Here is a 19731-nt window from a genome sequence, read left to right on the forward strand (position 1 = left end):
GCCGCGGCGACCGTATCGACGTCTGTGGACGCCCGGACGGAACCGGGTACCGGGGTCAGGAGGGGAGCCGGGGGCCGGACGGCCCCCGGCGGCCCGTGAAGGAGGAGACAGGCGATGTCCGCGGACGTGATGTCTGACAATCTGGAGGAGAGGGTGTTCGGCGCGGCCGTGGGCACCCTGGAACTGTTCGGGATCTATCTCGGCTCCCGGCTGGGACTGTACGAGGTGCTGGACGAGCGCCGCCGCACCGGCCGCGGCCCGGTCACCTACGGCGAGTTCGCCGCGGAGGCCGGCATCCACCCGCGCTACGCCCGGGAGTGGCTGGAGCAGCAGGCGGTGGCCGACATGCTGGCGGTGGACGACCCGGCCGCCGACGCCGAGGCCCGCCGCTACCACCTGCCGGCGGCGCACGCCGGGGTCCTGGTGGACCAGGAGGCCGCGGACCATCTGGCGCCGCTGGCCCGGATGGTGGTCGGCATCGCCGGGGTGCTGGACGAGGTCGCGGACGCCTACCGCACCGGCGGCGGCGTGCCGTACGCCCGCTACGGCGAGGACTTCCGGCACGGGCAGGGCGGCATCAACCGGCCGGCGTTCACCACCGCGCTGGTGGAGGAGTGGCTGCCCGCCGCGGAGGACGTGACCGAGCGGCTGCGCACCTCCGGCGGGCGGGTCGCCGACCTCGGCTGCGGCCACGGCTGGGCCGCCATCGCGCTGGCCTCCGCCTTTCCCAGGGCGGAGGTGTGGGGCCTGGACGCCGACCCGGAGTCGGTCGAGGACGCCCGGGCCAACGCGGAGGCGCGCCAGGCCCGGGTGCGGTTCGTCACCGCCGACGCGTCGGCGGTCGCGGCGCACGGGCCGTTCGACCTGATCCTGGTGCTGGAGGCGCTGCACGACATGGCGCAGCCGGTGAAGGCGCTGGCCGCGGCGCGGGACGCGCTGGCCGAGGGCGGGTCGGTGATCGTCGCCGACGAGGCGGTGGCCGAGCGGTTCACCGCGCCGGGCGGCGATCTGGAGCGGATGATGTACGGCTGGAGCATCAGCGCCTGCCTGCCCTCGGTGATGGCCGAGGGGCCGGGGCACGCCATCGGCACGGTGATCCGTGAGGACACGGTGCGCGAGCTGGCCGCCGAGGCGGGGTTCGGCGCCGTGGAGGTTCTCCCGGTCGACGCCGGGTTCTTCCGCCTCTACCGCATGACCCGCTGACCCGCTGACCCGGATGACCGGCCGTCGGTGGCTGTGTCCGGGTCCGGCCCCGGAGCCGGACCCGGACACAGGGTCTCTGCGGCGCCGCGTGCCGCGCGGCACGCGGCACGCGGCACGCGAGGGATGCTCGTCACATGTCCTCGCGGTGCGGCCCCCGCCTCAGGCGAGGTGGGCGAGGAGCGCGGCAAGGCGGCGCTGGGCGCGGGTGGTACGGCTCTTGACCGTGCCGAGCGGGATGCCCTGCGCATGCCCGATCTCCCGCTGGCTCAGCCCCTGGAAGTAGGCCAGGCCGATCACCGCCCGTTCGTCCGGGTGCAGCCGGGCCAGCGCGGTCCGCACCTGGGAGCGGAGCCACGCCCGTTCCAGCGAGTCGGCCTCGGAGCCCTCCGGGGCCGGACGGGCGTGGTGCTCGTCCTCCAGCGGCACCTGGGCCAGGCGGTTGCGCTCCCGGCGGTGCACGTCGATGGCGGCGCGCTGGGCGATGACGCTCAGCCAGGGCCGCAGGTCGCGGGAGGCGTCCACGGAACCCGCGGCACGCCACGCCTGGACGAACCCCTGCTGGACGGCTTCCATGGCCAGTTCGCGGTCCCCCAGCACCCGCAGGGCGGCGGCGCGCATCACGCCCGCATAGCGGCGGTAGACCTCGGCGACGGCCTCGGGGTCGCCGCGGCTGAAGCGTTCCGCGAGCGCGACGGCCGACAGGCCGTCGGCCCGTCCGCCGGTGCCGGCGGGCCCGGTGCTCGGCCCGGCGCTCGGCCCGGTGCTCGGCCGGGCGGTGGCGGTGTCGCCCGGGGGATCGGCCGTGGTGCCGCTCAGGAGAGCCGCGCCGCGGGGTGTTTCGGCGGTGCCGGTGGAGTGGTAAGGACTGCGGTACATGCGGTTTCCCCCAGTTGACGCGCGTAGCGTTTGTTTCGCGCTCAACGATGAGGGGGGCGTCTGTCAGTCCGCTTGCAGAACGCTCGCAGCCGCCCGTCCGGACCGGACGGGCGGCCACGAGCGGTGTGCCGGGAGGGCTCAGTCCGCGGCGGCGGCGACGGCCTCCGGCCGGAGATCGGTCCGCCGCAGGAACTGCGCGTTGACCGCCACCACGATCGTGGACAGGCTCATCAGCACCGCTCCGAGCGCCATCGGCAGCACGATCCCGGCCCAGGCCAGGGCTCCCGCCGCCAGCGGGACGGCCAGCAGGTTGTAACCCGCGGCCCACCACAGGTTCTGCACCATCTTCCGGTAGCTCGCCCGGGACAGCCGGATCACCGAGACCACACCGCGCGGGTCGTCCGAGGCCAGCACGATGCCGGCGGACTCGATCGCCACGTCCGTGCCCGCGCCGATGGCGACCCCGACATCGGCCCTGGCCAGTGCGGGCGCGTCGTTGACGCCGTCGCCGACCATGGCCACGGTCCGGCCGCGCCGCCGGAGACCGGCCACCGCCGAGTCCTTGTCCTCCGGCAGCACCTCGGCAAAGACCTCGTCGATGCCCAGTTCGGCGGCCACCGCATCCGCGACCTGCCGCGCGTCGCCGGTGATCATGGCCACGGTGATGCCGCGCCGGTGCAGGGCGGCGACGGCCTGCCGGGACTCCGGCCGGATCTCGTCCTCCAGGGCCAGTGCGCCGGTCACCGCGCCGTCGCGGACCACGTGCAGCACGGCGGCTCCCCGGGACGTCCACTCCGCCACCGCCGGGTCCAGCGCCTCCGGGAGTTCCAGGCCGCGTTCACGCAGCAGGGCGGGACCGCCGACCGCGACCGCGGTGCCGTCCACCAGGGCCTCCACGCCCCGTCCGGTCATGGAGCGGAAGCCGGCCGCGGCGGGCGGGACCAGTCCGCGTTCCCGGGCGGCGGCGACGATGGCGCGGGCCAGCGGGTGCTCGCTCTCCGCCTCCACCGCGGCGGCCTGCGCCAGCACCGCACGCTCGTCCGTCCCCGGGACGGCGGCGATGCCGGTGACGGCGTGCGCGCCCCTGGTCAGGGTGCCGGTCTTGTCGAAGAGGACGGCGTCCACCTCGCGCATCCGCTCCAGCGCCAGCCGGTCCTTGACCAGGACCCCGCTGCGCGCCGACTTGGCCGTGGAGATGGAGACCACCAGCGGGATCGCCAGGCCCAGGGCGTGCGGGCAGGCGATGATCAGCACGGTGACCGCCCGGGTGACCGCGTCGTCGGGGCGGCCGAGCAGCAGCCACGCCAGCACGGTGACCGCTGCCGCCGCCAGCGCCACGTAGAACAGCAGCGCGGCGGCGCGGTCGGCCAGCACCTGGGAACGTGAGCGGGAGGCGGCGGCCTCGGCGACCAGCCGCTGGATGCCGGCCAGGGCGGTGTCCTCGCCGACCGCGTCCACCCGCACCCGGACCGAGCCGTCGGCGGCCACCGAGGCGGCGATGACCTTGTCGCCCTCGGTGCGGCTCACCGGGTTGGACTCGCCGGTGATCATCGATTCGTCCAGCTCGGCGGAGCCGCGCACGATGGTGCCGTCGGCCGGGACCCGGCCGCCCGGGCGGACCAGGACGACATCGCCCACGGCGAGCCGCGAGGCGCGGACCGGGTGGGGCTCGCCGTCCGGGCCTATCCGCTCGGCCTCGTCGGGCAGCAGCTCGGCCAGGGCGGCGAGCGCGCCCCGGGCCTGGCCGATGGCGCGCATCTCCATCCAGTGGCCCAGCAGCATGATGTCGATCAGCAGGGACAGCTCCCACCAGACCTCGACCTCGAACAGGCCCAGACTCGCCGTCCAGCTCGCCACGAACGCGACGGTGATGGCCATCCCGATCAGCAGCATCATCCCGGGGCGGCGGTCGCGGAGTTCGGCGACCGCGCCGGTGAGGAACGGGCCGCCGCCGTAGAGGAAGATCGCCGTGCCGAGGGCGGGGGCGACCGCGGCCATGCCCGGGAAGTCCAGCCCGTAGCCGAACCATTCCATGATCATGTGGCTGGTGACCAGCACCGGCAGCGTCAGCAGCAGGGAGAGCCAGAACCGGCTGCGGAACATCTCCGGACTGTGCCCGGCGTGCTTGTCATGCCCTCCGTGGCCGGTGTGCCCTTCGTGGTCGGCGTGTCCGCCGAGCCCGTCATGGCCGGCGTGGCCGGCGTGCCCGGTCCGGGCGGTGTGCGTGTCGTGCTCGGCGGGTGTCTCGTGCTGGTGGTGGTCCGCCTGGGCGGAGTGGTGCCGGTTCATGGCTGCGTCTCCTCGGGTGCGCCGTATAAGGAGCGACTATACCCCCTGGGGGTATATCTGCAACCCTCTGGTCCGCCCGCCCCTTCCCACATGTCCCGGTGATCCGTCCGGCAGTCCCCGCCGGACGGCTGACGGGATTCACCAGGGGCCGTCCGGCGGGGACAACTCGGCGTCGGCCGCGTGCGGCGGGGCGCTCAGGCCGCGGCGAGCGCCTCGGTGGGGGCGAGGCGGGCGGCTCGGAGGGCCGGGTAGAGGCCGGCGCAGGCGCCGATCAGCAGGGTGGCGGCCAGGCCGCCGCCCATCGCCCAGGCGGGGACGACCGAGGGCCAGCCCTGCGAGGCCGCATAGCCGGCGGTCACCGCGATGCCCAGCAGCACCCCGCCCGCGCCGCCGAGCGCGGACAGCAGCTGGGATTCCACCAGGAACTGGGTTCGGATCTGGCCGCGGGTGGCCCCGAGGGAGCGGCGCAGGCCGATCTCGGCCCGTCGTTCCAGCACCGAGATGACCATGGTGTTGGCCACCCCGACCCCGCCGACCAGGAGGGACACCGCGCCCAGGCCCAGCAGCAGGGCGTTCAGCGTGGCGTCCGCGGCCTGCTTGGCGGCCAGTGCCTCCGAGGGCCGGGAGACCTGGACCTCGTTGGGGGCGGCCGGATTGGCGGTCGCGCCCAGTACGGATTGGACGTCCTCGACGGCGTCTTCGGCGGTGCGCGCGTATACGGTCGTGGGGTATCCGTCGAAGCCCAGCCCGGCCTCGGCGACCGGCCAGCCGACCAGCGCGGAGGTGTCCAGCTCCGGGGCGAGCGGCGCCGGGTGCAGGATTCCGGTCACCGTGAACCACCGGTCGCCCAGCCAGACGAGGACATCCGCGCCCGCGCGGTGCACCCCGAGCCGCTCGGCCGCCTTGCTGCCCAGCACCACGGCGGGGTAGGCGGCGGTGGCGTCGTTGAGCCAGGCGCCGGCGGCGACCTCGGCGCCCGTGACGGCGGGCAGGCCGAGGGCCGCGGCGCGCACCGCGATCGAGTTGTTCCGGGCCTTCGGGACCAGATCGGTGCGGTAGACCCGGGCCTGCGTCTTCCCGGTGGCGGAGACGGTCTCCACCGGGCCGATCCGGTCGATCATCCGCGGCGCCTCGGCCGGCAGCGGGGACTCCTCGCCGCCCAGGGTCTGGCCGGGGGAGACGGTCAGCAGATTGGTGCCCAGCTCGGCCAGTTGCCGGTTGAGGTCCTCCCGGCTGGAGGCGGAGATGCCGGTGACGCAGACCATGGCGGCGATGCCGATGGCGATGCCGAGCGCGGAGAGGACGACGCGCAGGGGGCGGGCGTGCAGGCCGGAGGCGCCGGTGCGCAGCACGTCGGCCGGTGCCATGCGGGCGGGGCGGGGGGTCATGCGGTCACCTCCGTGGGCGCGGCACCGGCGCCGGCGGTGCCGTGCGTGGCGGTGCCGTGCGAGGTGTCACGGACGATGCGGCCGTCCTTGAGGTGCACCGCACGCGGCAGCGAGCCGGCGATGTCCCGGTCGTGCGTGATGACCAGCACGGTGGTCCCGGACGCGTTCAGCTCGCGCAGCAGGTCCATCACCCCGTTGCCCGAGGCCGAGTCCAGGGCCCCGGTCGGCTCGTCGGCCAGCAGCAGCGGGGGACTGCCCAGCACCGCCCGGGCGATGGCGGTGCGCTGTTTCTCCCCGCCGGACAGCTCGTGCGGCCGGTGGCCGAGCCGGTGGCCCAGCCCCACCCGGTGCAGTGCCTCCTCGGCCAGGGCGCGGCGCCGGGCGCGCGGCACACCCGCGTAGAGCAGGCCGTCCGCCACGTTGTCCAGCACCGGCACCCCGGGCGCCAGGTGGAACTGCTGGAAGACGAAGCCGATGGTGGCGGCGCGCAGTGCGGACAGCTCCCGGTCGGACATCCGGGAGACGTCGTGACCGTCGATCCGGACGGTTCCGGAGGACGGCCGCTGGAGCGTGCCGACGACGTTCAGCAGCGTGGACTTGCCGGAGCCGGACGGGCCGACCACGGCGAGGAGTTCACCGCGCCGCACGGTCAGGTCCGCCCCGCACAGGGCGGCGACCTCACCGTAGACCCGGCTCGCGGCGCGCAGTTCGACCACCGGAGCGGGCGCGGCGTCGGCCGGGGCGGTCACTCGGGGACCCCCACGGTCAGGCCCTCCGCCACGCCGTCGCCGCTGACCTCGACCATGCCGTCCGCGAACAGGCCGGTGTCCACGGCAAGGTAGCGGGTGGCCGAGCCCTCCACGACCTCCAGGGCGTAGCCGCCCTCGCGCAGCGCGACCAGGGCCGTGACCGGGACGGCGAGCACCTCCTCGCGGCGCTCCGCCTCCAGCACCACATCCACCGGAGCCGCCTGGTAGCCGCCGAGCTTCTCCTCGTCCAGGACCGTGAGTTCGACCGGGATGACGGCGGCGGGCGCGCCCTGGGCCCCGGCGGCGGCCGGGTCGGTGGCGGCGGTGCCGGCGGTGGCAGCGGTGCCCACGCTGGTGACCTCGGCCGCGGCCTCGGTGCCGTCCGGCAGGGTGACGGTCGCCGCCGTGCCCTCGGCGACCAGGCCCTCCAGGGCGACATCCAGATCGACGGAGATCACCCGCTCGGTGCCGGTCCAGTTCAGCAGCGGTCCGGCGGCCGCGCCGCCGACCGAGGCGGCCAGGGAGTCCACCCGGATGCTGCCGGGCGCGATCACCGCCTCGCCGGGGACCAGGGTGCCGGTCCGGTCCAGGCCGAGATCCTCCTGCCAGGCGCGCACCGCCTCGGCGGTGGAGCCGGTGAACTCCTCGTCCACGGTGAAACCCGTGTAGCCGAGGGCCTCCAGGTTCTTTTCGAGCTGCCGCACGTCCTTGCCCTCGCTGCCCTGGGCGAGCGGCCGGTAGAGCGGGAGCGAGCCGTAGAGCAGCGGCACCGGGCGCTCGTCGATCCGGTAGACGGTGTCGCCGCGTCCCAGGACCTCCCCCGCCTCGGGAAGCCAGGTCACGGTGCCGCCGCCTTCCGCGGCACCGGCCGGCGGGGCCTCGACGGTGGTGGCGGTGCCGTGGCCCAGGCTGCCGCCGACCTTCTCGGAGCGGACAAGGGTGGTCCGCTCCACGGTGGCGGTGGCGGGCGGTCCGCTGGGTGCCGCGGCCTCGGCGGTGCCGTTGCCGCCGCCCCAGCCGATGGCGGCGGCGCCGGCGGCCCCGGCAGCCGCCACCGCCGCCACGGCCAGCAGGACCGTCCGCCCGGGCCGACGCCGCGCCGGGTCGGCGGCGGTGCCGCGGCTGCTGTCTCCGCGCGGTGTCACTCGTCGCTCCCGATGAGGTCGTTGAGCTTGTCGCGGCACGTGTCCAGGGCGTCCTGGAACTGCGGGTCGGACGGGTCGATGCCGGTCTCGCCGGGGGTGAAGCCGCCGTCCGGGTCGGGGTCGGGCACGTCGATGCCGTTCTCCCGCATGCAGGCGGCCAGGTCGCCCATGGCGTCGAGCTGCTCGTCGGTGAAGGGGTCCCGGTCGGAGAGCTGCGGCGGCGCCAGATCGCGGCAGGAGTCCATGGCACTCTGGAGGGTTTCCAGGTCGTCGACGCCGCTCCGCACGTCGGCGAGGCCGAACTCTCCGGTCTCCGGGTCGGGGTCGGGCAGGTCGATGCCGTGCTCGCGCATGCACGCGGCGAACGCCTGCGCCTGCTCGGCGGTGTCGTCCGCACTCTTCTCGGCGGCGGTGCCGGAGTCGTCGTTGAGCGAGGCGACCGGGGTGGAGTCCTCGTCGCTGCCGCCGCAGGCGGCCGTGAACAGGCCCAGGGCCAGCAGCGCGGCGGCCGTCGCCGTCCGGCGGGGGCCGCCGCGCCGCTGCCGGGCGGTGGCCCGGGCCGCCGGTGCGGTCGCCGGTGCGGTCGCGGCGGGCGAGGGGTTCGTGGTGATGGTCATGGGCCGATGCTGCGCGGCCGGTCTGGGAAGGTGCTGGGCGTTACCTGGGAACAAGCTGGGAACGCGCGGCGGCGTCGCGGGTCCCGGGGCCGGCGACCGGCTCCGCGGGCGGTGCGGGAAGCGGCAGCAGGACCCGGAACACCGCGCCCCCGCCGCCGCGGGCACGCAGTTCGATCCGCCCCTGGTGGGCCTCGGTGAGGGCGGCGGCGATGGCCAGGCCCAGTCCGGTGCCGCCGGCCCGGGCCGGACCCGCCCGGTAGAAGCGTTCGAAGACGTGCCGGGCGTCCTCGGGCGGGATGCCGGGGCCGGTGTCGGCCACCTCCAGCACCGCCACCCCCGGGGCGCGGGAGGGGAGTGTCCCCACGGCCGCCAGAGATTCCCCGTCCACCGTGCCCGTGCCGCCCGTGCCGCCCGAGGTGTCGGCACCCGGGGCTCCGGCGGCTCCGGCGGCTCCGCCGGTGCCGGCCGGTTCCCCGGAAGGCACCGGCTCGCGGCCGATCCGCACGGTGATCCCGGCGTCGGGCGGAGTGTGCCGCAGCGCGTTGGCCAGCAGATTGCCCACCACCTGCCGCAGCCGCAGCGGGTCGCCCAGCACCGTCACCGGGTCCGGCCGGGCCCCCCGTCCCTCCGCCTCACCGCCGTCCGGGCCGCCCGGTCCGGCGAGCCCGGTCAGCCGCAGCGTGCGGTCCGGGTGCCGCCCGTGCGCATCGCGGATCAGGTCGGCGGCCAGCTCCCGCAGATCGACCGGGCGGTGCTCCACCGGCCGCTGCCGGTCCAGCCGGGCCAGCACCAGCAGGTCCTCCACCAGCACACCCATCCGGGCCGCCTCCTGCTCGATCCGGGCCAGGGCCGCACCGGGGTCGCCGCCCCGGCGGGCGGCGAGTTCGGCGAAGCCGCGGATCGAGGTCAGCGGGGTGCGCAGCTCGTGCGAGGCGTCGGCGAGGAACTGCCGCAACCGTTCCTCGGAGGCCCGGCGGGCGGCGAACTCCCACTCCACCCGGGCGAGTACGGCGTTCATGGCGCGGCCCAGCCGGCCCGGCTCGGTGTGCGGATCGTCGTCCGCCACCCGCCGGGTGAAGTCGCCGGCGGCGATCTCGCCGGAGGTGGCGGCCATCCTGGTCAGCGGGCGCAGCCCGAACCGGACAAGGCTGTCGGCCAGCGCGGCCAGTCCCAGCAGAACGGCGGCCGAGACCACGGCGGCGATGGCCGCCAGCCGGTTGACGGTGGCCTCCACCCGCTCCAGCGACACCGCGCTCACCAGCACATGGCCGGTCTCGGCAACGGAGCTGGACACCCGCCAGGGCTGGTCGCCGGGGCCGGATGCCGTGAACGGCTCGCCGGACCGTTCGGCCAGCTCGGCCCGGCCGGGCAGGCTCGGGCCGGAATCCGCCATGCCGTAGGGGAAGACCAGCGGCTCGGTCTCGTCCGGCGGATAGAGGTAGAACCGGGAACGCTCGCCGAACCGATCCGCCAGGAGTTCTTCCAGCGCGGAGGTCTCCCCCTCCGGCTGGAACAGCCGCTGCAGCTCCAGAAGCAGCGCGAACCGGCCGGCCGCGGCGCTCTCGGCGGCCAGCTCCTGATCCACCTTGTCGGTGAGATAGCCGCGCAGCAGCACCACGCCGGCCGTGCCGGCCACGGTGACGGCGAGCGCGGAGAGCGCGACGGTCACCGCGACCAGGCGGGCGCGCAGCGTCCAGCGCCGCCAGGGGCGGGGCCGCCACCGCCGTGCGGGGCGCCGCGCGGGCCGCGGCGCCGCCGCCGTGGGCGGGGGTGGCGTGGGGCTGCTGCTCATGGGGTCTCCTCGCGCGGGGTGCGCAGCACATAGCCGACGCCGCGCAGGGTGTGGATCAGCGAGGGCTGCCCGTCGCTGTCGATCTTGCGGCGCAGATAGTGGATGTAGGACTCGACGATCCGGGAGTCGCCGCCGAAGTCGTAGCCCCAGACCCGGTCCAGGATCTGTGCCTTGCTGACCACCCGGCCGGTGTTCTCCAGCAGGTAGGCCAGCAGCCGGAACTCGGTGGGCGAGAGCTCCACCGGGCGGCCGGCCCGCCGCACCTCGTGGGCGTCGGGCAGGAGGGTGAGGTCGGCGCAGCGCAGTGGGGGCCTGCCCGCGTCGGGGCCGTCCGCGCCGTGGCCGGTGCGGCGCAGGATGGCCCGGACCCGGAGCACCACCTCCTCCAGGCTGAACGGCTTGGTGACGTAGTCGTCGGCCCCGGCGGACAGGCCCTGGATACGGTCCTCCACGGTGTCGCGTGCGGTGAGGAAGAGCACCGGGATCTGCCCGCCGCCGCGGCGCAGCAGCGAGGCGACGTCGAATCCGTCCAGGCCGGGCATCATGATGTCCAGTACCACCAGGTCGGGGCGGCGGGCGGAGGCCGCGTTGAGCGCCTCGGCGCCGCCGGCGGCGCAGGTCACCTCGAAGCCGGCCAGCCGGAACGTCTGGGCCAGCAGGTCACGGATGTTGGGCTCGTCGTCGACGATCAGCAGGTGCGCGGCGGACTCGGACATTCCTCCAGTGGTACACCCTCAGGCTCGGAATTCCCTGAGAGCGACGAGTCTCCTCCCCCGGGCGCCGGGCGCCGCCTCGTCCGTCGCCGCGGTCGCTCGTCCGTCGCCGCTCGCCGCGGCCGCTGCCACTGGCAGCCGTACCGCCGCGGGGCCCGTCCGCCTCCGGGTATTCCTTGGCATGAGCACAGGTGACATTGAAAACGATTATCGCTACTGTTTTCGCTCGTGGGACATCTGCTGATGATCGAAAGCTGGGTCGGAGCGATGAGCCGGCTGCTGCCGCGCGCCATCGGCGAGGCCGGACACCGGTTCACCTTCCTCACCCGGGACCTGCACCACTACCTGCGCGCGGCCGGACCCGGCAGCGGCCCGCACCCGCTGCTGGCCGCACAGCACGTGCTCACCGCCGAGACCAACGACACCCCGGCGCTGCTGGACTTCGCCGAACGGCTGCACCGGGTGCTGCGGTTCGACGGGGTGCTGTCCTCGTGCGACTACTACCTCCCGGCCGTGGCCCGCGTCGCCGACCGCCTCGGCCTGCCGGGCCCCGCCCCGGAGGCAGTCGAGGCCGCCTGCCGCAAGGACACCAGCAGGCGGCTCCTCGCCCGGGCGGGCGTCCCCGGCCCCCGCTTCGCCGTCTGCCAGGACTGGCCGGAGACCGCCGAGGCCGCCGCGGATCTCGGCTACCCGCTGGTGATCAAGCCGGTCGATCTGTGCGCCGGGATGTACGTCCGGAAGGCCGCCGACGAGCGGCAGCTCGCGGAGGCGTGGAAGGCCATCGGCGGCTTCCCGGTCAACGCCCGCGGCCAGCGCCGGATCCCCGCCGTGCTGCTGGAGGAACTCCTCACCGGCCCCGAGGTCAGCGTGGAGACGGTGTCCTGGGACGGCACCTGCCAGGTGGTCGGCGTGACCGACAAGAGCCTCGGCGGCGCCCCGGCGTTCATCGAGACCGGGCACATGTTCCCCGCCGCGCTGGAGCCGGCCGACCGGCGGGCGGCGGCCGGAACCGCGGTGGCGGCCCTGCAGGCGCTCGGCCTGGACCGGGTCGTCGCCCACACCGAGATCAGGCTGACCCCCGACGGCCCGCGGGTGATCGAGGTCAACCCGCGCCCGGCCGGGAACCGGATCACCGAGCTCGTGCGGCACGTCACCGGCATCGACCTGCCCGGCGCGGCGGTGGACGTGGCGCTCGGCCGCCGCCCCGACCTGGAGCCCCGGGAGACGGGCGTGGGCAGCGCCGCCGTCGGTTTCCTGCTCCCCGACCGGGACGGCGAACTGGCCGGGATCGACGGCGCCGGCCCGGCCGCCGCCGCGGACGGCGTCCGGGAGCTCGAACTCGCCGCCCCGGGCCGGGCCGTGCGCCCGGCCGCCAGCAACAACGACTATCTCGGCCATGTGATGGTGACCGACGCCCGGCCCGGCGCGGCCCGCCGCCGGGTGGCGGACGTGCTGGCCGGGCTCCGTCCCCGCATCACGGAGGGCCCCGCATGAGCGGGCCCGGCGGCGCGGTGCGCGACGCGCACGATGTGCCGGCTGCCCGGGGCGGGCCGCCACCGGCCGCTGGCGGAGTGCGGTCCCTGGGCGAGCTGGTCGGCCGCGTACGGGCGGGGGAGTTCGGCCCCGATCCGGCCGGGGAGCGGATCTCCGTCGCCTTCACCACCTGCCAGGCCGCCCGCCACCGGGGACGCGGCACCGGCTACCGCAACGAGGTGCTCAGTCTGCGGCTGGGCGCGGCGGTCGGCTCCTGCGCCGTGGAGCCCGGCGCCCTGCCCGCCGGAGCACCCGACGACTGCGTGGGCGCCTCGGTCGCCGAGCTGCTCGGCCACCCGCTGCCCGCGGTGCGGATCGCCGCCCTGGACGCCTACCTCGGGCATGTCCTGCCGCATCTGCCCGAGCACGGGGCGCGGCCGTATCCGCTGCCCGCCGGCAGCAGCCTGGCCAGGTCCCGGGCCCGCGCCCGCGCGGTCGTCGGCCTGCTGCCGGAGACCCCGGCGGTGCGGCGGGTGCTGGTCGTCGGGGTGGTCAACTCGCTGCTGGAGCAGTTGCGCGACCGCGGCCAGTCCTACGTGCCGTGCGATCTCAAGGGCGGGCGCACCGAGTGGGGGGAGCCCGTCCGCACCGACTCCGGGGCCGCGCTCGACGACTGCGACGCCCTGCTGGTCTCCGGAATGACCCTGGGCAACGGCACCTTCGAACCGCTGCTGGCGCACGCCCGGGACGCCGGCAAGCCGCTGGTGATGTTCGCCCAGACCGGCAGCGCGGTGCTGCCGCGCTTCCTCGGCGCGGGCGTCACCGCGGTCTCCGCCGAGCCCTACCCCTTCTTCTGGCTGGACGGCGGGCCGGGCCTGCTGCACCGCTACCGCTCCGGCCACCGTCCGGCGCACCCGCCCCTGCCCCACGGAACGGACACCGCCCGATGACCGCGACCGTCACAGCCTCTGCCGATCCGTCCGCCGATCCGTCAGCGGGACCGGCCGCCGTGCCGGAGCTGCTGGCGCTGCTGGGCCGCACCCCCATGGCCCGGATCACCGTTCCGCTGCCGCGCAGCCATCCCGGCTTCTGGGCCAAACTGGAGGCGCTCGGCGCGGGCGGCCTCAAGGCCCGCGCCGCCGTGGCCATGCTGCGCGGTGCCCGGGAACGCGGCGAACTCCGCCCCGGCGCGCCCGTGGTGGAGTCCACCTCCGGCACCCTGGGCCTGGGCCTGGCCTTCGCCGGGCAGGCCCTCGGCCACCCGGTGGTCCTGGTCGGCGACACCGAACTGGAGCCCGCCATGCGGGGTCTGCTGCGCGCGCACGGGGTCCGCCTGGAGCTGGTGGACCGGCCCGCGCCGCGCGGCGGCTGGCAGGCCGCCCGGCTCGCCCGGCTGCGCCGGCTGCTGGCCGAACTCCCCGGCGCCTACTGGCCCGACCAGTACAACAACCCGGACAACGCGGCCGGCTACGCCGGTCTGGCCGCCGAGATCGGCGAGGCGCTGGACCACCTGGATGTGCTGGTGTGCAGCGTGGGCACCGGCGGCCACAGCGCCGGGCTGGCCGGGCCGCTGCGCCGCCGCTGGCCCGCCCTGGAGATCATCGGCGTGGACTCGGTCGGCTCCACGCTGTTCGGCCAGCCCGCCCGCCCCCGGCTGATGCGCGGCCTGGGCAGCAGCATCCACCCGCGCAATGTGCGGCACGACATCTTCGACGAGGTGCACTGGGTCGGCCCGCGCGAGGCCGCCGACGCCTGCCGCCGCCTGGCCCGGGGCAGCTTCGTCAGCGGCGGCTGGAGCACCGGAGCGGTGGCACTGGTCGCCGCCTGGGCGGCCCGCACCCGGCCGGGCGCGGTGGTCGCCACCGTCTTTCCCGATGGACCGCACCGCTATCTCTCCACCCTCTACGACGACGGCTACTGCCTGCGGCAGGGGCTGACCGGGGACGGACCGCCGCCCGCCGACCGGCCGCTGGAGATACCGCACCCGCGGGCGGTGGAGGCCACCGGCTGGACCCGCTGCCGCACCGTGGTCGACCCGCTGGCGGAGGAGGGGGACCGGCCATGAGGCTCACCACCCGCACCACCGCCCTGCGGCTGCACTCCCCGCTGCGGATATCCCGCTCGGTCATGACCCACCGCGACGCGGTCTGCGTCGCGGTCTCCCTGGACCACGCGCCGCCCCCCGGTCAGCCGAGGACGCCGGGGGGCGGCGCGGGAGCGGCCGGTTCCGGTTCCGCCGGCCGCACCGCTCCGGGCGGCGCCACTGCCGCGCCGCCCGGAGCGGACCTCCATCCGCCGCCCGACCCGGAGGCGGCGGCCGGATACGGCGAGGTGGTCGGCTCCCGCTATCTGGGAGTGGCCGCCCGGCAGGCGGTGCGGGTGCTGCGGGGGCAGGCCGGCCCGGCCCTGGCCCGGCACGCCCGGCCGGAGACCGCGCTGGAGGCACTGCGCACCGGGCGGCTGCTGCCGCCGGACTGCCCGCCGTCGGTGGCGGCCGCGGTGGACTCGGCCCTGCTCGACCTGCTGGGCAAGCTCACCGGACAGCCGGTGTACCGGCTGCTGGCGGGGGAGCCGGGGCCGTGGGCGGCGGCGTCTCCCGGCGGGCCGTCCCCGGGGGCTTCGGCCCCTGCCGCCGTCACGGCCGCCCCGGGGGAGGCGGCCGTGACGGCGGACGGGCCCGCGCCGCCCGCGGCGGTGACCGCCCGGACGATCGGCATCACCGGCGCCGCCGACGCCGCCGACCAGGCCCGGCGCCTCGTCGCGCAGGGCTTCACCGTGCTCAAGCTCAAGGCCGGGACGGCCGATCCCGAGGAAGACCTGCACCGGGTGGCGGCGGTGCGCGGGGCCGTGCCGCCCGGGGTCCGGCTGCTGCTGGACCCCAACGGCGCCTGGACGCCGTCCCGGGCGGCGGCGCTGCTGCCGCGCTTCGCCGAGCTGGGTGTGGCGGCCGTCGAACAGCCCACGGCTCCCGGCGATCCCGAGGCGCTGGCCCGGCTCGCCGCGCGGTCGCCGGTGCCGCTGATCGCCGACGAGGACGCCGCCGGTGTCGACGACGCCCGGCGGCTGGCCGGGCGGGTGCAGGGCATCAACATCAAGCTGGCCAAGTGCGGGGGCGTCCAGCAGGCGCTGCGGATCTGCGCCGCGCTGGCGGGCAGCGGCACCGGCGTGATGCTGGGGTGTCTGACCGCCTCCTCGCTCTCCATCGCCCCCGCCGTGCATCTGGCGGACCGCGCCCGCTGGGTCGATCTCGACGGGCATCTGCTGCTCGCGCACGACCCCTGGCAGGGCATCGGGGGCAGCGACGGCACGGTGCGGGCCTCCGGCCGCCCCGGGCTGGGCGTCACCCCGGCACCCGCACCCGTACCGGAGGCCGCACCGGAGGCGGCCGTGCCGGAACCGTCCGGCCCGGTGTCCCGGGCCGTGCCGGAGGCCGGGCCGCGCACCGGAGGGAGGCCCGCATGATGCGCACGCTGCGCGCGGTCCGCGGCTTCCCGCTCGCGGTCCGGCTGCTGCTGGTCAACCAGTTCGGGGTCAACACCGGCTTCTATCTGCTGATCCCCTATCTGGCGCTGCACCTGGACGAGGACCTGGGGATGTCCGCGGCGGTCATCGGGATGGTGCTGGGGGTGCGCACACTCAGCCAGCAGGGGCTGTTCCTGATCGGCGGCTCGGCCGCCGACCGCCTCGGCGCCCGCGGCGTGATCATCGCCGGATGCGCCCTGCGCACCGTCGGATTCGGCCTGTTCGCCTTCGGTGACGACCTTGCCGTGCTGCTGGCCGCCTCCGTGCTCAGCGGGCTGGCCGGGGCGCTGTTCAACCCCGCCGTGCGCGCCTACATCGCGCTGGAGGCGGGGGACCGCAAGGCCGAGGCGTTCGCCCTGTTCCAGGTGTTCGCCACGGCCGGTGCTCTGGTCGGGCCGCTGCTGGGCAGTGTGCTGCTGCTGGCGGACTTCCGGGTGTCGGCGCTGACCGCCGCCGCGGTCTTCGGGCTGCTCACGGTCGCCCAGGCGCTGGTGCTGCCGGCCCGCGAGCCGGACCGCGGGGACCGCGAACAGGGCCGCGAGCAGGGCCGGGGCCGCCCGGGGGTGCTCGGCGACTGGCGGGAGGTGCTCGGCAACCGCCGCTTCCTGGCCTTCGCGCTCGCCCTGACCGGCCTGTTCACCCTGGAGACCCAGCTCTACCTGCTGCTCCCGGAGGGCGCCCGGGCCGCCACCGGCTGGTCCGGCGCGGCCGGAGTGCTCTTCCTCACCGGCACCCTTGCCACCCTGGGCCTGCAACTGCGGATCACCACCCGGCTCAAGGCCCGCGGCAGCCGGGGCCGGTGGATCGCCGCCGGGCTCGCCCTGACCGGCCTGGCCTTCCTCCCCCCGCTGCTGGTCACCGGCCGCGCCCCGGCCGCCGGCCCGCCGGGCGGGGTGGCCGAAGCGGTGCTGCGGCTGCTGCCCGTACTCACCGGAACATTTCTGCTCTATCTGGGCGTGATGGTGGCCCAGCCGTTCGTGATGGAGCTGATACCGGCCTTCGCCCGGCCCGCCCTCACCGGTACCTGCTTCGGGCTGTTCTTCATGGTCTCCGGGCTGGCCGCGGCGGCCGGCAACACCGGCATCGGCTGGGCCATGGACGCGGGCGCGAGCGGCGGACGGCCCTGGCTGCCCTGGCTCTGCTGCTGCGCCATCGGCCTGGCCTCGGCCGCCGCCGTGGCGGTGCTGCACCGGCGCTCCGTCCTGCCGGAGACCGAGACCGGGACCGAGCCGGAGACCGAGACCGGGACCGAGCCGGAGACCGAGACCGGGACCGAGTCCGGCGCCCACCCCCGGCCGTCGGACGGGGCGCCGCGGGGCGGTACGCACCGAGCCCGGGAGACCGTCTCATGACCGGCCACGCCACCCCGCCCGCCGACGTGAGCGACCGCAATCTGCTGACCGACCGTCCGGAGCTCTACGAGGCGCAGTTCCCCGATCCGCAGCGGCTCGCCGCCCGCTGGGCCGAGGATGTGCTGTGCCGCCACGCCGCCGGTTCCCGGCTGCTGGACGCGGGCTGCGGCACCGGCCGGGACGCCGCCTGGCTGCACCACCACGGACGGGCCCGCCGGGTCACCGGCTTCGACCTCTCCCCGGCCATGCTCGCCCACGCCCGCCGCCACCACCCCGGCCCCGAATACCTCGCCGCCGACCTGCGCGGGTTCGACCTCGGCCGGTGCGTCTTCGACGCGGTGCTGTGCCTGGACAGCGCACTGCTGTACTGCCACACCAACGGCGAACTGGCCGCCTTTCTCGCCTCCTGCCGCCGGCATCTGGCCCCCGGCGGGCTGCTGATCGCCGAAATGCGCAACGGCGCGTATTTCCTCGGCCGCACCGACCTGCTGGACACGCCGCGCACCCGATCCCTCACCTGGCAGGGCACCACGCTCACCTCCGTCACCACGCTGTGGCTGGACCGGGCCGCCCAGCTTCTGCGCCGCCGCCGGGTCTGGACCGCGGACGACGGCTCCCCGCCGGCCGAACAGCACTCGGCCTGGCGGCTGCTGTTCCCGCAGGAGCTGCGGCACCTGCTGCGCACCGCCGGGTTCGAGGTGCTCGAACTCCACGACGGGCCGGGCCCGCGCACCGACCCGCCCTGGCGGCCCGGCAGCGCGGCACCGCCCCCGGACGGCCCGGCCGACGGCGACCGGCTGCACCTCGTCGCCCGTCTCGCCTGACCGGCACCCGGCACCCGGCCCCAGATCCCCGGTCCCCGGCCCAGATCCCCGGCCCAGATCCCCGGCCCAGATCCCCGGTCCCGGTTCCCGGTCGCCGCGCCACGCGGCCGGTCCCGGACCGGTGACCGAACAGCAAGCAGAACCGGCAAGCACCAGCGGAAACCAGCACGGAACAGGAAGACCAGCATGCGCACCACGGGAACCAGCAGACGTACCGTCCTGGCGGCGGGCGGCGGAGCGGCAGCCGCCCTCGCCCTCGCCGCCTGCGGCGGCTCCGCGGGAGTCACCGGCGGCGGAGACGGCAAGGGCGGCGACGGCACGCCCCGCAGCGGGGGCCGGCTGCGCGCCGCCTTCGCCGGCGGCGGCGCCAACGAAACCCTCGACCCGCACCTGACGAACCTTTTCGCGGACGCCGCCCGCGCCAAGGCGCTGTTCGACAAACTCGCCGAGTTCGGCTCCGACATGTCCCCCCAGCCGCGCCTCGCCGAACGCTGGGAGCCGAACGACGGCCTGGACCTGTGGACCGTCACCCTGCGCGAGGCCGTCTGGCACGACGGCACCCCGGTCACCGCCGCCGACGTGCTGTACAGCTACCGCCGCATCGCCGACCCCGACCAGGCGTTCCGCGCCAAGGCGGCACTGGAGCCCATCGACCTGGACGCCAGCGAGGCCCCCGACGACCGCACCGTGGTGTTCCGGCTCAAGCGCCCCTACGCCGAATTCCCCAACGTCATGGCCGCGTTCGGCGCCTACATCGTCCAGGACGGGGCGGAGGACTTCACCGAGCCGGTCGGCTGCGGCCCGTTCCGCTTCGCTTCCTTCACGCCCGGCGAATCGCTCCTGGTCACCCGCTTCGACGACTACTGGGAGGGTGCCGCGCACCTGGCCGAGCTGGAGTTCGTCATCGCCGACGAGGAGTCGGCCCGGATCAACGCCCTGCTCGGCGGCCAGGTGGAGTACGCCCACGAGCTCACCCCGGCCACCGCCCGCGCCCACGAGAACGGCGGCCAGGTACAGATCGTGCGGCTGGCCAACAGCGCCATGCAGGGCTTCGTCCTCAAGACCGACCGCCCGCCCTTCGACGACAAGCGGGTGCGCGAGGCGTTCTTCCTGATCGCCGACCGCCAGGAACTCATCGACGGGGCCCTCTCCGGAGCCGGGGAGATCGGCAACGACCTCTTCGGCAAGGGCTACCAGTACTACGCCGACGGCATCCCGCAGCGCGAGCAGGACCTGGACCGGGCCCGCGCGCTGCTCCGCGAGGCCGGGTACGACCCGGACGACGGCACCGGCCTGACCGTCACCCTGGACACCTCCCCGGTCGCCACCGGCTTCGTCGAGGCCGCCGAGATCTTCAAGTCCCAGGCCGAGCAGGCCGGTGTCACCGTCGAGGTCAAGGTCGGCAACGCCGAGACCTACTGGGCTGACACCCTGGACGGCGGCATGTTCTCCTGCACCCGCTCCGGCACCATGCCGATCGAGTCCCACATCTCCCAGCGGCTGCTGAGCGACTCGCCCACCAACGCCACCCAGTGGCGCCACGCCGATTTCGACGACCTGTACCGGCAGGCGCAGGCCACCAGCGACGAGACCGAACGGGCCGCGCTCTACGAGCGGATGCAGCGCCGCCTGCACAGCGAGGGAGGCTTCCTCGTCTGGGGCTTCGCCGACTGGATCGTCGGCGCGGCCGGCACCGTGCGCGGCATCGCCGGTGACGCCCCCGCCAACACCCTGGACTGGGCCCGCTTCGACCGGGTCTGGCTGGCGGAGGGGTGAGGGACCGCGCGA

Annotated in this window: 16 protein-coding genes; 8 read left to right on the plus strand and 8 right to left on the minus strand. The window is 75.7% G+C overall.

Annotated elements, in window-relative coordinates; translation table 11 throughout:
- Positions 1-114 precede the first annotated feature (114 nt).
- A complete protein-coding gene (locus GQS09_RS00240) occupies positions 115-1203 on the plus strand; it encodes a class I SAM-dependent methyltransferase (protein ID WP_165983876.1) in 1089 nt (362 codons plus the stop codon).
- Positions 1204-1362: 159 nt separating this feature from the next.
- Here GQS09_RS00240 and GQS09_RS00245 read toward each other — a convergent pair whose 3' ends face one another.
- The 8 genes from GQS09_RS00245 to GQS09_RS00280 all read right to left on the minus strand — a co-directional run bounded on the left by GQS09_RS00245 (position 1363) and on the right by GQS09_RS00280 (position 10775).
- On the minus strand, positions 1363-2079 hold the full coding sequence (locus GQS09_RS00245; RefSeq protein ID WP_165983877.1) for an RNA polymerase sigma factor: 717 nt from the start codon (positions 2077-2079) through the stop codon (positions 1363-1365).
- Between the two features lie 138 nt (positions 2080-2217).
- Positions 2218-4368: a heavy metal translocating P-type ATPase gene (locus GQS09_RS00250; protein WP_165983878.1), complete on the minus strand. Its 2151-nt coding sequence runs from the start codon at positions 4366-4368 to the stop codon at positions 2218-2220.
- Between the two features lie 194 nt (positions 4369-4562).
- A complete protein-coding gene (locus tag GQS09_RS00255) occupies positions 4563-5756 on the minus strand; it encodes an ABC transporter permease (RefSeq protein WP_165983879.1) in 1194 nt (397 codons plus the stop codon).
- Entirely contained in the window at positions 5753-6505 is a 753-nt protein-coding gene (locus tag GQS09_RS00260; RefSeq protein ID WP_313895923.1) for an ABC transporter ATP-binding protein, read from the minus strand. Before GQS09_RS00260 ends, GQS09_RS00255 begins: the two co-directional genes overlap by 4 nt.
- On the minus strand, positions 6502-7650 hold the full coding sequence (locus GQS09_RS28905) for a peptidoglycan-binding domain-containing protein (RefSeq protein WP_313895924.1): 1149 nt from the start codon (positions 7648-7650) through the stop codon (positions 6502-6504). Before GQS09_RS28905 ends, GQS09_RS00260 begins: the two co-directional genes overlap by 4 nt.
- Positions 7647-8267, minus strand: a complete 621-nt coding sequence (locus GQS09_RS28910; RefSeq protein ID WP_165983881.1) for a hypothetical protein — start codon at positions 8265-8267, stop codon at positions 7647-7649. Before GQS09_RS28910 ends, GQS09_RS28905 begins: the two co-directional genes overlap by 4 nt.
- Positions 8268-8307: 40 nt before the next feature.
- Positions 8308-10059, minus strand: a complete 1752-nt coding sequence (locus GQS09_RS00275; RefSeq protein ID WP_165983882.1) for a cell wall metabolism sensor histidine kinase WalK — start codon at positions 10057-10059, stop codon at positions 8308-8310.
- Positions 10056-10775, minus strand: coding sequence for a response regulator transcription factor (locus GQS09_RS00280; RefSeq protein WP_165983883.1), 720 nt, complete (start codon positions 10773-10775; stop codon positions 10056-10058). The genes GQS09_RS00275 and GQS09_RS00280 overlap by 4 nt, the downstream gene beginning before the upstream one ends.
- A 225-nt stretch (positions 10776-11000) precedes the next feature.
- Here GQS09_RS00280 and GQS09_RS00285 point away from each other — a divergent pair, with 225 nt between their 5' ends.
- The 7 genes from GQS09_RS00285 (at position 11001) to GQS09_RS00315 (ending at position 19719) form a co-directional block, all read left to right on the plus strand.
- Positions 11001-12266, plus strand: a complete 1266-nt coding sequence (locus tag GQS09_RS00285; protein WP_313895925.1) for an ATP-grasp domain-containing protein — start codon at positions 11001-11003, stop codon at positions 12264-12266.
- Positions 12263-13195 (plus strand): Rossmann-like domain-containing protein, encoded by a 933-nt coding sequence (locus GQS09_RS00290; protein ID WP_165983884.1) that lies wholly within the window; start codon positions 12263-12265, stop codon positions 13193-13195. Before GQS09_RS00285 ends, GQS09_RS00290 begins: the two co-directional genes overlap by 4 nt.
- Entirely contained in the window at positions 13192-14310 is a 1119-nt protein-coding gene (locus tag GQS09_RS00295) for a PLP-dependent cysteine synthase family protein (RefSeq protein WP_165983885.1), read from the plus strand. The genes GQS09_RS00290 and GQS09_RS00295 overlap by 4 nt, the downstream gene beginning before the upstream one ends.
- Entirely contained in the window at positions 14307-15707 is a 1401-nt protein-coding gene (locus GQS09_RS00300) for a mandelate racemase/muconate lactonizing enzyme family protein (protein WP_243760976.1), read from the plus strand. The genes GQS09_RS00295 and GQS09_RS00300 overlap by 4 nt, the downstream gene beginning before the upstream one ends.
- On the plus strand, positions 15707-17119 hold the full coding sequence (locus tag GQS09_RS00305) for an MFS transporter (RefSeq protein ID WP_165983917.1): 1413 nt from the start codon (positions 15707-15709) through the stop codon (positions 17117-17119). The genes GQS09_RS00300 and GQS09_RS00305 overlap by 1 nt, the downstream gene beginning before the upstream one ends.
- Positions 17116-17943, plus strand: coding sequence for a class I SAM-dependent methyltransferase (locus GQS09_RS00310; RefSeq protein WP_207957299.1), 828 nt, complete (start codon positions 17116-17118; stop codon positions 17941-17943). Before GQS09_RS00305 ends, GQS09_RS00310 begins: the two co-directional genes overlap by 4 nt.
- 186 nt (positions 17944-18129) lie before the next feature.
- Positions 18130-19719 carry an ABC transporter substrate-binding protein gene (locus GQS09_RS00315; protein WP_165983886.1) on the plus strand — a complete coding sequence of 530 codons (1590 nt, stop codon included), beginning with the start codon at positions 18130-18132 and terminating at the stop codon, positions 19717-19719.
- Positions 19720-19731: the final 12 nt, after the last annotated feature.

This window comes from Streptomyces sp. YIM 98790 (genome assembly GCF_011421595.1).
Classification (GTDB): domain Bacteria; phylum Actinomycetota; class Actinomycetes; order Streptomycetales; family Streptomycetaceae; genus Streptomyces.